General features: G+C 64.1%; 15 protein-coding genes. 7 read left to right on the top strand and 8 right to left on the bottom strand.

The features are described 5' to 3' along the window. The first annotated feature begins 51 nt into the window (after window positions 1–51). The 4 genes from OA2633_RS15200 (at window position 52) to rpsD (ending at window position 5,200) form a co-directional block, all read left to right on the top strand. Window positions 52–2,100, top strand: coding sequence for a methyl-accepting chemotaxis protein (locus OA2633_RS15200; RefSeq protein WP_009801348.1), 2,049 nt, complete (start codon window positions 52–54; stop codon window positions 2,098–2,100). Between the two features lie 144 nt (window positions 2,101–2,244). Further along, window positions 2,245–2,925 (top strand): hypothetical protein, encoded by a 681-nt coding sequence (locus OA2633_RS04730; RefSeq protein ID WP_009801347.1) that lies wholly within the window; start codon window positions 2,245–2,247, stop codon window positions 2,923–2,925. Window positions 2,926–2,941: 16 nt separating this feature from the next. Continuing rightward, the gene (locus OA2633_RS04725; protein ID WP_009801346.1) at window positions 2,942–4,429 is read left to right on the top strand and encodes a hypothetical protein; all 1,488 of its coding nucleotides are present in this window, start codon (window positions 2,942–2,944) and stop codon (window positions 4,427–4,429) included. 153 nt (window positions 4,430–4,582) lie between these two features. Next, entirely contained in the window at window positions 4,583–5,200 is a 618-nt protein-coding gene (gene rpsD / locus OA2633_RS04720; RefSeq protein ID WP_009801345.1) for a 30S ribosomal protein S4, read from the top strand. 128 nt (window positions 5,201–5,328) lie between these two features. Here the strand turns inward: rpsD and grxD are convergent, their stop codons facing one another. After that, window positions 5,329–5,661, bottom strand: a complete 333-nt coding sequence (gene grxD, locus OA2633_RS04715) for a Grx4 family monothiol glutaredoxin (RefSeq protein ID WP_009801344.1) — start codon at window positions 5,659–5,661, stop codon at window positions 5,329–5,331. A 70-nt stretch (window positions 5,662–5,731) separates the two neighbouring features. Further along, entirely contained in the window at window positions 5,732–5,965 is a 234-nt protein-coding gene (locus OA2633_RS04710; RefSeq protein WP_009801343.1) for a BolA family protein, read from the bottom strand. 96 nt (window positions 5,966–6,061) lie between these two features. Here OA2633_RS04710 and OA2633_RS04705 point away from each other — a divergent pair, with 96 nt between their 5' ends. Both OA2633_RS04705 and OA2633_RS04700 read left to right on the top strand, forming a co-directional pair. Beyond that, the gene (locus tag OA2633_RS04705) at window positions 6,062–7,012 is read left to right on the top strand and encodes a M20/M25/M40 family metallo-hydrolase (protein WP_009801342.1); all 951 of its coding nucleotides are present in this window, start codon (window positions 6,062–6,064) and stop codon (window positions 7,010–7,012) included. A 160-nt stretch (window positions 7,013–7,172) separates the two neighbouring features. After that, window positions 7,173–7,643 (top strand): hypothetical protein, encoded by a 471-nt coding sequence (locus OA2633_RS04700; protein WP_009801341.1) that lies wholly within the window; start codon window positions 7,173–7,175, stop codon window positions 7,641–7,643. 70 nt (window positions 7,644–7,713) lie between these two features. On the opposite strand, the gene purL is transcribed toward OA2633_RS04700, so the two are convergent. The 4 genes from purL to purC are packed head-to-tail and all read right to left on the bottom strand — an operon-like array spanning window position 7,714 to window position 11,651. After that, window positions 7,714–9,957, bottom strand: coding sequence for a phosphoribosylformylglycinamidine synthase subunit PurL (gene purL / locus OA2633_RS04695; protein ID WP_009801340.1), 2,244 nt, complete (start codon window positions 9,955–9,957; stop codon window positions 7,714–7,716). Continuing rightward, window positions 9,954–10,619 (bottom strand): phosphoribosylformylglycinamidine synthase subunit PurQ, encoded by a 666-nt coding sequence (purQ, locus tag OA2633_RS04690; RefSeq protein ID WP_009801339.1) that lies wholly within the window; start codon window positions 10,617–10,619, stop codon window positions 9,954–9,956. Before purQ ends, purL begins: the two co-directional genes overlap by 4 nt. Before the next feature lie 31 nt (window positions 10,620–10,650). Continuing rightward, entirely contained in the window at window positions 10,651–10,893 is a 243-nt protein-coding gene (gene purS / locus OA2633_RS04685; protein WP_009801338.1) for a phosphoribosylformylglycinamidine synthase subunit PurS, read from the bottom strand. After that, window positions 10,890–11,651 (bottom strand): phosphoribosylaminoimidazolesuccinocarboxamide synthase, encoded by a 762-nt coding sequence (purC, locus tag OA2633_RS04680; RefSeq protein WP_009801337.1) that lies wholly within the window; start codon window positions 11,649–11,651, stop codon window positions 10,890–10,892. Before purC ends, purS begins: the two co-directional genes overlap by 4 nt. Before the next feature lie 292 nt (window positions 11,652–11,943). Here purC and OA2633_RS04675 point away from each other — a divergent pair, with 292 nt between their 5' ends. Further along, entirely contained in the window at window positions 11,944–12,264 is a 321-nt protein-coding gene (locus OA2633_RS04675) for a DUF1476 domain-containing protein (protein ID WP_009801336.1), read from the top strand. 69 nt (window positions 12,265–12,333) lie between these two features. On the opposite strand, the gene OA2633_RS04670 is transcribed toward OA2633_RS04675, so the two are convergent. After that, window positions 12,334–12,765, bottom strand: coding sequence for a thioredoxin family protein (locus tag OA2633_RS04670; protein ID WP_009801335.1), 432 nt, complete (start codon window positions 12,763–12,765; stop codon window positions 12,334–12,336). Between the two features lie 84 nt (window positions 12,766–12,849). Further along, the gene (locus OA2633_RS04665; RefSeq protein WP_009801334.1) at window positions 12,850–13,872 is read right to left on the bottom strand and encodes a D-Ala-D-Ala carboxypeptidase family metallohydrolase; all 1,023 of its coding nucleotides are present in this window, start codon (window positions 13,870–13,872) and stop codon (window positions 12,850–12,852) included.

The raw sequence follows: 13,872 nt of genomic DNA, 5'->3' as shown, positions 1-13,872 counted from the left end.
ACCGTGCTTAATTCATTGTCGTTGAGAACCCAGTTGTTTGGCGGGTTCGGAATGATGGCTGTCATTGTCATCGTTATGGTTGTGGCGGGGTTCTTGTTCGCCTCCGCCAGCGGCGCGAATTTCGCCCGCTTCCGCACCATTTCCCAGGTTTCGGTCGATATGGCCGAGATCCAGGAGACTGTCGCGAGCTTCCGGAACGACACCTATGTCTACCGGGTGACCGGGGATCCCGCCATCGCCGATCAGGCCTGGTCCAAGCGCGAGCTTCTTGAAGCCGAGATCCTGGCCGCCCGCAACCGGCTGTCCAACGACACGGTGCGCGAGGATCTCTCCCGGGTGGATGAGTTCGGGGATGAATACGCCGAGGCGTTTGAGCAGTACATCACGCGTCGCCAGCTTCTGGATGAAGAGATCACGGCCCTGACCGAGTTCGAAGACCGCCTTCTGGGACAGATGGGCGACACGCTCGCCGTGGCGGAAATGATGGGGGCGGACCAGTCTATGCTGCTGATGGCGGAAAGCATCCGGTCCCTGCTCCAGGCGCGCTATTATGGTCGCCGGGCGCTGACCGAGGGATATGGCGCAAGTTTCGACCGGGCCCAGTCCGAGCTCCAGACCATGCTGGGCATGCTCAATCGCATGCTGCAGTCGGATGGACAGATCATGGCGGGAGCGGTCCAGCCGATCCTGAACGACGTCACCACCTACGCCAGCCGGTTTGAAGCCGCTGTGGGCATAACCGAGCAACTGAACGCTCTGGCCCGCAACGAGCTGGACCAGCTTGGGCCTCAAATGGCGGGTGCGGTCAGCACTGTCGTTTCAGACGTGGTGCAATTGCAGGACAGGGCCGGCGATGAGATCGAGGCGGCGTTTACCCATCAGAAGCTGGTCAGCACGCTGCTGGGCGTGGTGGGTCTCGGTCTCGCCATTCTGGGCGCGTTCATGGTGGTGCGCCTGATCATGTCAAATGTGGGCGCTGTCGTCGCCGGCATAGCCCGGGTGCGTCGCGGCGAGCTGCAATTCGAGGTGAGCGGCGTCGAGCGCAAGGACGAGCTGGGTGACCTGTTCCGCGCCGTCGAGGATCTGCGCGCCGGCGAGATCAATCGTATCCGGATGGAGTCAGAGGCGCTGGCCGCCAGCAAGGAACGCGAGGCGCGCTCCCAGGCGACGCATGAGGCCATCGATGTTTTCCGTCACAAGGTCGAGACCATTCTCAAGGTTCTGGCCGAGCGCACCCATGAGATGCGTCACACGGCGGGCCGGCTGAACTCCCAGGCCACTTTCGCCAACGAGCAGGCCAAGACCGCCGACGGCGCTGCAGGCGAGACCGCGTCCAGCGTCGAGACCGTGGCTGCGGCGGCGGAAGAGCTTGCGAGCTCGATCCAGGAGATCGCCCGCCTGACCGAAAGCGCGTCTGAAAAGGTGTCGGACGCCGGAGAGCGCTCCCAGCAGTCCGTGGATCAGATCGAGGCCCTGGCGGACCGGGTGTCCAGCATCAATGACGTCATCGATCTCATCAACGACATCGCCGAACAGACCAATCTGCTGGCTCTGAACGCCACGATCGAGGCGGCGCGCGCGGGCGACGCCGGCAAGGGCTTTGCTGTTGTGGCCAGCGAGGTGAAGGATCTCGCCGAACAGACCAGCAAGGCGACCGAGAGCGTCGCCAGTCTGGTGCGCGACATCCAGACGTCCATGAGCGGATCGGTCGATTCCATACGCGGGATCGCCAGGATGAGCGAAGAGATCAACGAGGCCACCGCCTCCATCGCCAGCGCGATCGAGGAGCAGGGGGCCGCGACACGCGAAATCTCCCAGAGCACGTCACGCGCCGCCGAAAGCACCTCCACGCTGGCCAAGGGCGTGCGCGATGTGGGCGAGGCCGTCGCTGATACCGAAAGCGCGGCCGGCCTGCTTGAGCAGACGTCTGACGCCTTCACCAGCCAGTCCGACACGCTGCGCGAAGCGGTCGAGCAGTTCTTCGAGGCGATCAAGGAAGGCCCGCTGAACCGGCGTGAAGGCGATGACCCCGGCTATCGGGGCCCGGAGCGGCGCAAGAGCGGGCAGTCGCGCAGCGAGATAGTCCCTACAGCCGCCTGATCCCCCGCAGGCGAGGCTGAGTGCAGGCCGTCCTCCCTCAGGGAGGGCGGCCTGAGCCTTTCAGGACGGGGTTGCGTCAGGCGGTATCCAGACGCGCCGATATCCTATAGTGAATGAGGGTTTGAAGGATCCGCCAGCAGAGTCATGGCCCAGACTGAACCCCGCACCGCGACTATATTCCTGGATATCCTGCGTCGCTCCGGACGCTGGTCGCCGCCTGACTGGGTGTTCCTGCCTCTGTCCGTGCTGGTGGCGTCCGGTCTCATCGTTCTGGCGCTGAATGTGCGCCCTGGAACCGTTGAGCCTGAAATCACCGACTCATCCTTCGTCATGGAGGGAGAGGCGCTGGGGCAGCTCATTCCGGGCCCCGGAACGCGTTTCGAGCTGACATTCGGGCCTATGGGCGAACCGATCGCACGTCTGAGCGCAACCGCCTCCTTCGAAGCGGCGGGGCTGTTGTCTGCGGGCGTCGGCGCGGCCTTGCCCGCCGATTGGGAAGCCAATGCCGTCGGACGCATCGTGCGGTTCGAAGTGGAGGCGCAGGCCGCTCCCGATTCGCGGATCGACCAGATCCGGCTGGGGTATTTCACCGTGGGGCACGGTGATTCCGAGCGGACCCTGCGCCCTGTGACCGACAGCTGGTCCACGACGGGGCTGTGTTATCAGGTCTCTCCGGCGGCCCAACCCAATGGTGCGGAATGGCTGGGCATATGGCCCGGCGATGCGGGAGACGGGCAGGCGGTGCTGGTTCGCTCCATCCGCCTGACGCTGGAAGCCGAGGGCGAAACACTGGCGCAATGCGAAGCGCGCCTGTCTGAAAGCTGAAGCGCAGGAGCGCGTCATGACGCTCTGGAGCGCCGTTCTGTTGCGTCTCGATCAGGCTCTAGGCCCGGCCTGGCGGCGCATGTTGCTGGGCGTCTTTCTGGCGGGGCTGGGATACGCCGTCTTCGTGCCGGCCTTTGAGGGACGGCAGGAAGCCGCGCAGATGGCCGCTCTGGAGACATTTGCATCGACCGGACGCCTGGTCTTGTCCGATGACGCACGCCTGAGCCCGGACGCGCTGGGCTTTGCAGGTCCCTGGCCGCGCTCTCTGGCGCAGGAGGGGCGGCCCGGATACGCCCGGTTCGCGCACCCGGATGTCGCTGAAGCCGCCCAGCCCGGGCCGGCCGCGGACGCCGAACGCTACCGCGCCCGTCCCCTGACGCTGGCCTTGCTGGCTCCGGTCCGCTTTGCGACCTCGTCATGGAGCTGGCCGGCGCGGTTGCGGCTTTACCGTGTGATCCTCTGGTCGGTGGCTATGGCGGGATTTGCAGCCGCAGTGACGGCGGCCGTGCATTACCGGTATCTGGATGGTCGGGGCGCCGCCCTGATGGCCGCCTGGCCGCTGATCTTCCCGCAATTTGTCTCCCAGATGGCGCTGGCTGGCGGGAGCGGAACGGCGCTGGCCTGCATTGGCGCAGCCAGTGTCGCTTTCATGGCGTTGTCCAGGCGCAATGACCTGATGGCCAGCCTGGGGCTCGGGCTGGCGCTGGGGCTCGGGATCTGGGCGGATGCGCTGGTCGTCCTTATCTGGGCGGGGCTGGCCGGATATCTCGTCTGGCGCGGATGGACGCTGCACAGGCAGGATTCTCTGGATGGCGAGTGGCTGGTCCTGCGCCTGTTCGCCATAGGGCTTGCACTGCTCATAGGCGCGGGCTGGCTGATCTATGTGATGACCAGCCCCCATGCCGCGCCCATGACGCCGGTGCTGGGGCCGGGATTTCTGGAGCGCCTATGGGCCATTGTCGCAGGCTTTTCAGAAGACGGAGGCGCGTCGGTCATCCTGCCTGAGCCGGGTTGGCGGCTGGTCCCGCTGGCGCTGTTGGTCTTCATCCTCATCCGCTGGGAGTTTCACTGGTCCAGCCTGCCGCCGCTCGCCAGGGCGCTCGCCTTCATCCTGCCGCTCTTCACCCTCAGCGTGCTGCTACTGGGGCTGCAGGGCTACGCCGCCGGGCTCGAGGACCTGCATATGCTGGCGCCCTTGCTGGCGCTGGCCTTTGCGCTTTGCTGCCGACACTCCGCGCTGGCTCTGGCCCTGATCATTCTTGGCGTTGCGGGCGTTCTGGCGCAGGGCGCGATCCAGGCGTCGGTGTTTGCCGGTTGCGCCCTGCCTGACGGGGGAACGGGCCGTTACGGCTATGAGGCCTCGTCCTGCCTGCTGGACTGGGCGGCCCTGCAGGAGGTCAGCGCGCCCGGTCTGGCGCTCAAGCTGCTGGCGGTCGGGGGGCTGAGTGCGCTCAGTGCGCTCTTTACCCTGTGGCGACAGGCGTCTTGGCAGTCCGGTGATTGACTCAGGGCCTGTGTTTGCTCATAACCCGCGCTTCCCTCGCTCGCCGGCCTGCCGGACGAGCTTTGTTTTCATGGCAACGGACGATGCGTGGACCGCCGTTTGAATTGCCCTGACCGAGGGATCAGGGCCGGGCCGCGTCACGAAGGAAAGACTATGTCGAAGCGTCATTCGCAGAAATACAAAATTGACCGCCGTATGGGCGAGAACATCTGGGGCCGCGCCAAGTCCCCGGTTAACAAGCGTTCCTACGGCCCGGGTCAACACGGCCAGCGCCGCGCCGGCAAGCTGTCGGATTTCGGTCTGCAGCTGCGCGCCAAGCAGAAGCTCAAAGGCTATTACGGCAACATCACCGAGAAGCAGTTCAAGCGCATCTACACCGAAGCGCAGCGCCTGAAGGGCAACACGGCTGAAAACCTGATCGGTCTGCTGGAAAGCCGTCTGGACGCGATCGTGTATCGCGCCAAGTTCGTGCCGACCGTCTTCGCGGCTCGCCAGTTCGTCAACCACGGCCATGTCCGTGTGAACGGCAAGCGCGTCAACATCGCCTCCTACATGGTCAAGCCGGGCGATGTGGTTGAGGTGCGCGAAAAGTCCCGCTCCATGGCTCTGGTGCTTGAAGCGCTGGGCTCCCCGGAACGCGACGTGCCCGATTACATCGATCTCGATCCGAAAGCCATGAAGGCCACCTACACCCGCAAGCCGGAATTCAACGAAGTTCCGTACCCGGTGAAGATGGAGCCGAACCTGGTCGTCGAATTCTACTCCTCGTAATTTCGAGGACGAAGAGACACGGAAAAGCCCGCTGCATCGCAGCGGGCTTTTTCTTTGTCGGGTCAGTATCAGGGACAAAAAAGCCCGCCTCGAAAGGCGGGCTCTTGTGCGTTGGAGGGGCCTTGGGCTTAGGCCTCAACCAGGCCCTTTTCCTTGAGGAGCTGCTGCAGCTCGCCAGCCTCGAACATCTCCTTGATGATGTCGCAGCCGCCGACAAACTCGCCCTTCACATAGAGCTGGGGAATGGTCGGCCAGTCCGAATAGACCTTGATGCCTTCGCGCACGGCGTGGTCTTCCAGAACATTCACGGCGGCGTATTCCACGCCCACATGATCGAGCACGCGCGCCACCACCGAGGAGAAGCCGCATTGCGGGAAGGTGGGGGTGCCTTTCATGAACAGGACGACGTCGTTTTCGGTGACGGCTTTCCTGATCGCTTCCTGGGTGGCGTCGTCAGACATTGCAGAGGGTTCCTTATGGTGCGTTCGCCCAAAGATGGGAGGGCGAGCGGGAAAGTTCAATCGCGATGCGTCAGTCCGGCGTGCGGGTTTCCAGCGCCAGGGCGTGCAGCTCGCCGCCCATCCGGCCCTTGAGCGCGGCATAGACCATCTGGTGCTGTTTCACGCGCGGCATGCCGGAGAAGGCGTCCGAGGTCACCACGGCCTTGTAGTGGTCGCCATCGCCGGCGAGATCGGTGATCTCCACTTCGGCGCCGGGCACGCCTTCCTTGATGAGGCTGACAATGTCTTCAGCATTCATGGGCATGGCGTCTCTCCTGCACAGTGCTAGGGTGAGCCATACCATCACACCGGGCGAGCCCGGAACCCTAGCTTTCACAGGGATATTACGGAGATTCGTCTGATGTTGCTGTCCGCCTTGCTTCTCACCTCGGTCATGACCGTCCCCGCCATCTCCGATTGCGCGGATCTCGAGCCGCAGCCCTGGGCGGATCTGTGCGTGATCAGCTCGGACGAGATGAAGGGGCGCCTGGTGGAAACCGAAGGCAATGCCCGCGCCCGCGCCTATATCATCGAGCGCCTGACCGAGATCGGCGTCGATACCGTGGGCGACAGCTATGAGCATCCCTTCAGCTATGAACAGGCGCTCGATTTCCGCGACCCGAACTCCCCGCGCGAGACCGTGAACGCCGTCAATGTGATCGGCGTGATTCCGGGCGCAGATCGCTCGCGCGCCATCGCCGTGACCGCCCATTACGACCATGTGGGCCAGAATGAAGCGGGCGAGATCTATAACGGCGCCGATGACAACGCCTCGGGCGTGGCCGCCCTGCTGGCGACGGCCGAGCATTTCATCGCCAACCCGCCCCGGCATGACATCCTGATCATGGCGTTCGACGCCGAGGAATCCGGCCTGCGCGGCGCCCGTGAGGTGGTTTCAAACCCGGTCGAGGGCGCGGCGCCCGTCGCCTTCAATCTCAATTTCGACATGCTGGGCTATAGCCCGGACAATGATATCTGGGCGGCGGGTCCGTATCACACGCCGGCTCTGACGCCGATCGTGGAAGAGAGTGCGGCCGACGCGTCGATCACGCTCGCGGCGGGCTATGACAGCCCGGACGAAGACCCGCGCAATGACTGGACGCTGTTGTCCGATCAGGGCGCCTTCCATATGGGCGGCATCCCCTTCCTCTATCTCGGGGTCGAGGATCACGAGCACTATCACCAGCCGTCTGACGAGTTCGAGACCATTGATCCCGACTTCTTCCTGGGCGCGGTGAGCGTGGCGGTCGAGCTGGCCGAGCGCATCGATGCGGATCTCGATACGGTTGTAGGCGGTGGCTCGGAGAACTAGCCAATTCGCCAAGTGATTGCCGCGGCGCATCAATTGCGCCGCGGCATGAAATCATAACAAAAATAAACACCGTTCACTTTTCAAAGTGTGGTGATGCACCTATGTATACGTCGCAATTGACGGCGCATACCCGATCATGGGTGTCATCAGGGAGAGGACCATGTCCACCGCACTTCGTACTGTTTTCGCTGGCGCAGCACTTGTTCTGGCCGGTTTTGGCGGGGCTCAGGCGCAGGAATGCCCGACCGAGCCGATGTTTGTCGGCGTGTCCGGCCCGAACTCTGATGTGCGACAGTCCGCACGCCGGGTGGACCAGGGTGACTGGCGCAATGCCGCACACTTTGCGTCAGAAGCGCTGGAGTCTGGCACCTCGAACCGCAACAAGAACGCCGCCGCCATCAATCTTTGCGCCGCGCTCGCCAATGAAGGCGATGCCGGCACGGCGGACGCCTGCGCCACGGCCATTGAGCGTAATCCCGAAGGATGGGAAGCCTTCACCAACCGCGGGGGCGCTTACTGGCTGGCAGGCGACCATGCTTCCGCCGCCGCTGACTTCGCCCGGGCCGCAGAGCTGGGCGCCGGTGAAGAGGCTGTCGCGCACAATTCCGCGCTGGCCCAGTGCAACAGCTGATCGGCTGACAGGCTGAACGAAAAAGGCCGGGGCGACGCCCCGGCCTTTTTTTATTCGCGTTTGATGCAGCCTATTCGGCGACGCGGGCCTCCGGCTCGCCGTCCATCAGGGCCGGCATGAAGCCTTCATGGGCCTGCTTGAGGCGGATCAGGTCAACCGCGTGGCCGCCATTGATGGAGATGAAGCGGCCACCGGCCAGACCCACCACGTCCATCGGCACGTCGGCGGCCTTGGCGTCGGCGCGCAGGGCTTCAGCGTCGGTCGCGTCCGCCGCGATCAGATAGCGGCCCTGATCCTCGCCGAACATCCAGGCGAAGACGGGCAGGGCGCCGGTATAGGCGAGCTTGACGCCCACGCCCGCCGCCATCGCCATATCGGCCGCCGCGCAGGCGAGACCGCCGTCAGACAGGTCGTGCACGGCGCTGACCTTGCCCGCGCGGATCGCGCTGCGGACAAAGTCGCCATTGCGTTTCTCGACCGCCAGGTCCACGCGCGGCGAAGCGCCTTTTTCCTGGCCTTCGATCTCGCGCAGATAGAGCGAGGCGCCGAGCTCGCCGCGGGTTTCACCCACCAGCAGCAGCACCTGACCGTCTTTCAGGCCGCCATAGCCCATGCGCTGGCTCATGTCCGGGATCAGGCCCACAGCGCCGACCGCCGGGGTCGGCGGAATGGCGACGCCATCGGTCTCGTTGTAGAGCGAGACATTGCCCGACACGACCGGGAAGTCGAGCGCCTTGCAGGCCTCGGCCATGCCTTCCACGCAGCCCACAAACTGGCCCATGATCTCGGGGCGTTCAGGATTGCCGAAGTTCAGACAATCGGTGATCGCGATCGGGTCGGCGCCCACGGCGGTGAGGTTCCGCCAGGCTTCGGCCACGGCCTGCTTGCCGCCCTCGAACGGGTCCGCAAAGCAATAGCGCGGTGTGCAATCGGTGGTGATCGCCAGCGCCTTGTTGGTGCCGTGAACACGCACGATGGCCGCGTCGGCGGGATCTTCCGAGCTGGCGGCCGTGTCGGCCATGACGTGACGGTCATACTGACGCCAGATCCAGCGCTTGGACGCCATGTCCGGGCTGCCCATCAGGCTCGCCAGCACTTCGCCCAGATGTTCGGGCTGGTGCAGGTCCGCCGGATCGATGGAGCCGCGCGCTTCGGCGGGGAACCAGGGCCGGTCGTATTTGGGCGCGTTCTCGCCAATCGGGTCGAGCGGCAGGTCGCAGACCACTTCGCCCTTGTGACGCAGGACAAGACGGCCATGGGGCGCGGTCTTGCCGATGGTGGCGACATCCAGATCCCATTTGCGGAAGATGCGCTCGGCCACATGCTCACGGCCCGGCTTGATGATGATCAGCATCCGTTCCTGGGATTCCGACAGCATCATCTCATAGGCGGTCATGTTCTCTTCGCGCTGGGGCACGTGATCGAGATCCAGCTCGATGCCGAGGCCGCCCGAAGAGGCCATCTCCACGGACGAGGAGGTGAGGCCGGCCGCGCCCATGTCCTGGATCGAGCTGATGGCGTCTTCGCTCATCAGTTCGAGACACGCCTCGATCAGCTTCTTCTCGGTGAAGGGGTCGCCGACCTGAACGGTGGGGCGGTTCTCTTCCGAGCCTTCACCGAATTCCGCCGACGCCATGGTGGCGCCGTGAATGCCGTCGCGACCGGTCTTCGCGCCCACATAGAGGACGGGGAAGTCGGGCTCGCGGGCGGCTGCGGTGAAGATCTTGTCGGTGTCCGCGAGGCCCACGGCCATGGCGTTCACCAGAATGTTGCCGTTATAGCCCTTGTCGAAATTGGTCTCGCCGCCGACCGTCGGCACGCCCACGCAATTGCCATAGCCGCCAATGCCGGCGGTGACGCCCGCGACCAGCTGACGGGTCTTGGGGTGCTTGGGATCGCCAAAGCGCAGCGCGTTCATCAGCGCCACCGGGCGGGCGCCCATAGTGAAGACGTCGCGCAGAATGCCGCCCACGCCCGTGGCCGCGCCCTGATAGGGCTCGATATAGCTGGGGTGGTTGTGGCTCTCCATCTTGAAGATGGCGGCCTGACCGTCGCCAATGTCGATGACGCCGGCGTTCTCGCCGGGGCCATAGATCACCTTCTCGCCCTTGGTGGGGAATTTGGACAGGTGCAGGCGTGAGGATTTGTACGAGCAGTGCTCGGACCACATGACCGAGAAGATGCCGAGCTCCACAAGGTTCGGCGCGCGGCCGAGCTCCTTGAGGATGATCTCGTATTCGTCAGCGGTGACGTGATCGAGGGCGATCTCTTCAGTGATGCCTTCGGCGTAACGCGGGTTCACAGCTTCGCTCATGACAGTTTCCCCAGCACGCTTTCAAACAGGGCCAGTCCATCGGTTCCGCCGTGATCGGCGTCCACCGCGCGTTCGGGGTGGGGCATCATGCCCAGCACATTGCCCGCCGCATTGGTGACGCCGGCGATGTCGCGGGCGGAGCCGTTGGGATTGTTGGCGTAGCGGAAGACCACCTGGCCTTCGCCTTCGATCCGGTCGAGCGTGGCCTCGTCGGCGAAGTAATTGCCGTCATGGTGCGCGACCGGAATGAGGATCTCCTTGCGGTCGGCATAGCCCTTGGTGAAGCGGGTGTTCGCCGTCTCCACCAGCAGCGGCGCTTTCTCGCAAACGAAATGCAGCGAGGCGTTGCGCATCAGCGTGCCGTCCAGCAGCCCGGCCTCGGTCAGGATCTGGAACCCGTTGCACACGCCCAGCATGGGCACGCCGGCTTCGGCCTTCTTCTTGAGGTCATTGACGATGGGCGAGCGCGCAGCGACCGCGCCCGAGCGCAGATAGTCGCCATAGGAAAAGCCGCCGGGGACCATGATGAAGTCCAGCCCCTCGGGCAGCTCGGTCTCTTCATGCCAGACCATGGCCGGCTTCTGGCCGGTGACGGCTTCGAGCGCCATGGCCGCATCGCGGTCACAGTTCGAGCCGGGGAAGACGATGACGGCGGTTTTCATGTCGGATCCGCTTCTTGCTCGCCGGGGCGCCCTAGGCGCTCAGCTCGATGTCGTAATTTTCGATGACCGGGTTGGCGAGCAGCTTGTCGCACATCTCGGCCACGCGTTGCTGGGCCTCTTCGGCGTCGGCGGTGTTGAGGTCGATCTCGATCAGCTTGCCCTGACGCACGCCCGCAACTTCATTGAACCCAAGATGGTTCAGCGAGTTGGAGACGGCCTGGCCTTGCGGGTCCAGAACGCCGGGTTTGAGGTAGACATGAACGCGCGCTTTCATTCCGGAGACCCCTCTTCGGTAACGGAACCGTTTTCTTTCATGATGCCGAGGCGGCGGGCCACTTCGGCGTAGGCTTCGGTCACATTGCCGAGATCGCGGCGGAACCGATCCTTGTCGAGTTTCTCATTGGTGTGGGCGTCCCACAGACGGCAGCTGTCGGGGCTGATCTCGTCAGCGAGGATCACCCGCGGCATGTCGTTCTGGTCGTACACGCGGCCGAATTCGAGCTTGAAGTCGATTAGCCGGATGCCGACGGCCATGAACATGCCGGACAGATAGTCGTTCACCCGCAGGGCCATGGCGATCATCTCGTCCATGTCCTGGGTGGTCGCCCAGTTGAAGGCGGTGATGTGCTCTTCGGCCACCATCGGGTCTTCCAGCGCGTCGTTCTTGTAATAGAATTCGACGATGGAGCGCGGCAGCGGATCTCCCTCGGTCAGGCCGAAGCGCTTGGCGATGGAGCCGGCGGCGACATTGCGCACCACGACCTCAAGCGGAATGATCTCCACTTCGCGCAGCAGCTGCTCGCGCATGTTCAGGCGCTTGATGAAGTGGGTGGGGATGCCCATACGGCCCAGATTCTCCATCACGAATTCGGAGATCCGGTTGTTCAGAACGCCCTTGCCTTCCAGCACGGCTTTCTTCTGGGCGTTGAAGGCGGTGGCGTCATCCTTGAAATAGGCCACGACGGTGCCGGGTTCCGGACCTTCGTAGAGGATCTTGGCCTTGCCTTCGTAAAGCATTTTGCGGCGGGACATCGGCAGCCTCGCTCCGGCTTGAGGCGCGTCTTGCGGCGCGCGAGTGGGGCGTGAGCCCGCTTTGATGTCGCTGGGAACAGAGACGTCGCGCCCGGGCCATGCCATGAGAAACGCGAAACGGCCCGTCGCCGCGGGCCGCTATCGTGGCGCCTACATACGCGAGGCAGGCCCTTACATCAATATCTGTGCTGAAGCCTGTTTCCGCTCCGGGCAACGCGATTGATAAACCGCGCCGCTGAGGCTAACTCTTTCCCTCAACAGTATCGATGTCTGGGGTTGAAGGACCACCGCCATGTCAGGTTTTGACGATCGCGAAAACGCGTTTGAAAACAAATTCGCTCACGATCAGGAGCTGGAATTCAAGGCGGTTGCGCGCCGCAACAAGCTTCTGGGTTTGTGGGCCGCCGAGCTGATGGGCCTGACCGGCGATGACGCCGAAGCCTATGGCAAGGACGTCGTCAAAGCCGATTTCGAGGAAGCCGGCGACGAGGACGTGTTCCGCAAGGTGCGCGGCGATTTCGACGCCCGCGGCATCGAGCAGAGCGATCACCAGATCCGTCACAAGATGGAGCAGCTTCTCGAAGAAGCGCGCGAGCAGGTTCGCAACGGCTAGACCCTGTCTCATCCTGATCCGGAACCGGCGGCGCAGGCTCTGCGCCGCCGGTTTCATGTCGGGCGAGGGCTAGAGGCCGAAGTCCTCGCGATCGGAGACGACCTCGAGCGCGTAATCGAGCGCGCCGGCCATGTCCGCGTCTGAATACTCCATCGTGATGCGCGCCAGCACGTCCTGGGTGTCGCGATCAATCAGCAGGACAAAACCGGTGGCCCCGTTCACGGAGTCATAGACCGACCGGATGCCTTCCTCGCTGGCCCGCTCCGCGAGCGCGCCGCGTCTTCCGAAGGACGAATCAAACCGCACCCGCTCCAGCGGCGCCTCGGCATAGCTCGCCATCACACGCTCATAGCGCGGCTCGAGAACCTTGCACGGGCCGCACCAGTTCGAGCGGAAGAGCGCCGCGACCAGGCGAGGCTCGCCGTCCGGGTCCGCTTGCGCATGGCCGGAGCCGCTCAGAAGGCTCATTGCGAGCAGTGCAAGGCTGAAAAGGCGGATCATTGAGGCCGGCTCCCACTCGAGATCGACCTATCCTATCAGCCCGGACCTGACGACACGATCAAAGCGCTGTGAACTGGACCTCGATCAGGATTCTCCGCGTCCCCAGCGCGCGCGGCTGCCGCGGCCGTCCACATGGACAAAGGGACCGTGCACGGCGTTTGCGCCATAGGCGCCGATGCCGCCAGCATCGAGATCCTCGCGGTTGCGGAACAGACGGTCCGCGAAATCATAGAGGAAATTGGCGTCCGCGCGCGTCACTCGACCATCGCCATCGAGATCGTCCATCACGCTGTCTCCGCCTTCCACGTCAGGATAGATGTCAGCGGCGTCCCCATACATGTGCCGCGACAAGCGGGCCGAGCCGATGGCCGTGTTGTAGAAGGGGGTCCGAAAGCCGCTCATGACGAAGAAGCTTTCGGCCCGGGTCAGCTCGTCTGCGCGCATTTCGGCCAGCAGGGCTTCAAGACGGTTGAGCAGGCTCGGGCTCACCAGAACGAATTTCGGCCAGTGTCCGGGCTGCTGCTTGCACAGGAACTGACCCAGCGTGAAGCTGGGCGACACCGGAACATCAAGATCATCGCGTGTGACCCGGATCAGACCTTCGGGCGTGTTCCTCGGATAGGACCCGATCCGATAGCCTTCCACGACCTCCTGTCCCTCAAGGGGTTTGAGGACGAAGACGGAGATCAGGGCGTGCCCGCCCTCAAGATCAAAGAGGCGGATCTGGTGCGCGCCGGGCGTCTCCGGCGCGGTGAAGCTGTGTGTGGCGTCGAGATCAGCAGGTTCGCCGCCGTCTATGGAGACCGAGATGTCCGTTTCTGCTTCAAGCTCCAGCGTCTCGCCCGGCATCAGGGTCGCCTGCCAGATGGAATGCGGCATGGCGTTCCCGTTCACGCTCACGGGCAGGGCCGTCTCCGCCGAGGGCTCGGTGCCCGCCAGCTCGGCCAGACGGTCCTTCAACGCGGCCTTCCTGTCGGTCACCGGTTCTGCCGGTTCTGACAGGCTGGCGCGATCAGGGTCGGGGGTTTGTGTCGGCGTCTGGCCCTGACAGGCGGTCGAGCTCGCCAGGCACAGGCTGAGTGTGAGTGCGGATGCGCTCAGTTTCAT

Origin of the sequence: Oceanicaulis sp. HTCC2633 (assembly GCF_000152745.1) — a bacterium.
In the GTDB taxonomy this organism is placed as follows: Bacteria; Pseudomonadota; Alphaproteobacteria; order Caulobacterales; family Maricaulaceae; genus Oceanicaulis.
Note: the sequence above shows the minus strand (reverse complement) of the source record. Positions and strands in the feature narration are given on the sequence as shown.

What these genes read in the sequence shown, in the direction of transcription:
- OA2633_RS15200 (WP_009801348.1), top strand. Translation starts at nt 52, where the DNA reads ATGATGGCTGTCATTGTCATCGTTATGGTTGTGGCGGGGTTCTTGTTC.
- OA2633_RS04730 (WP_009801347.1), top strand. Translation starts at nt 2,245, where the DNA reads ATGGCCCAGACTGAACCCCGCACCGCGACTATATTCCTGGATATCCTG.
- OA2633_RS04725 (WP_009801346.1), top strand. Translation starts at nt 2,942, where the DNA reads ATGACGCTCTGGAGCGCCGTTCTGTTGCGTCTCGATCAGGCTCTAGGC.
- rpsD (WP_009801345.1), top strand. Translation starts at nt 4,583, where the DNA reads ATGTCGAAGCGTCATTCGCAGAAATACAAAATTGACCGCCGTATGGGC.
- grxD (WP_009801344.1), bottom strand. Translation starts at nt 5,661, where the DNA reads ATGTCTGACGACGCCACCCAGGAAGCGATCAGGAAAGCCGTCACCGAA.
- OA2633_RS04710 (WP_009801343.1), bottom strand. Translation starts at nt 5,965, where the DNA reads ATGCCCATGAATGCTGAAGACATTGTCAGCCTCATCAAGGAAGGCGTG.
- OA2633_RS04705 (WP_009801342.1), top strand. Translation starts at nt 6,062, where the DNA reads ATGTTGCTGTCCGCCTTGCTTCTCACCTCGGTCATGACCGTCCCCGCC.
- OA2633_RS04700 (WP_009801341.1), top strand. Translation starts at nt 7,173, where the DNA reads ATGTCCACCGCACTTCGTACTGTTTTCGCTGGCGCAGCACTTGTTCTG.
- purL (WP_009801340.1), bottom strand. Translation starts at nt 9,957, where the DNA reads ATGAGCGAAGCTGTGAACCCGCGTTACGCCGAAGGCATCACTGAAGAG.
- purQ (WP_009801339.1), bottom strand. Translation starts at nt 10,619, where the DNA reads ATGAAAACCGCCGTCATCGTCTTCCCCGGCTCGAACTGTGACCGCGAT.
- purS (WP_009801338.1), bottom strand. Translation starts at nt 10,893, where the DNA reads ATGAAAGCGCGCGTTCATGTCTACCTCAAACCCGGCGTTCTGGACCCG.
- purC (WP_009801337.1), bottom strand. Translation starts at nt 11,651, where the DNA reads ATGTCCCGCCGCAAAATGCTTTACGAAGGCAAGGCCAAGATCCTCTAC.
- OA2633_RS04675 (WP_009801336.1), top strand. Translation starts at nt 11,944, where the DNA reads ATGTCAGGTTTTGACGATCGCGAAAACGCGTTTGAAAACAAATTCGCT.
- OA2633_RS04670 (WP_009801335.1), bottom strand. Translation starts at nt 12,765, where the DNA reads ATGATCCGCCTTTTCAGCCTTGCACTGCTCGCAATGAGCCTTCTGAGC.
- OA2633_RS04665 (WP_009801334.1), bottom strand. Translation starts at nt 13,872, where the DNA reads ATGAAACTGAGCGCATCCGCACTCACACTCAGCCTGTGCCTGGCGAGC.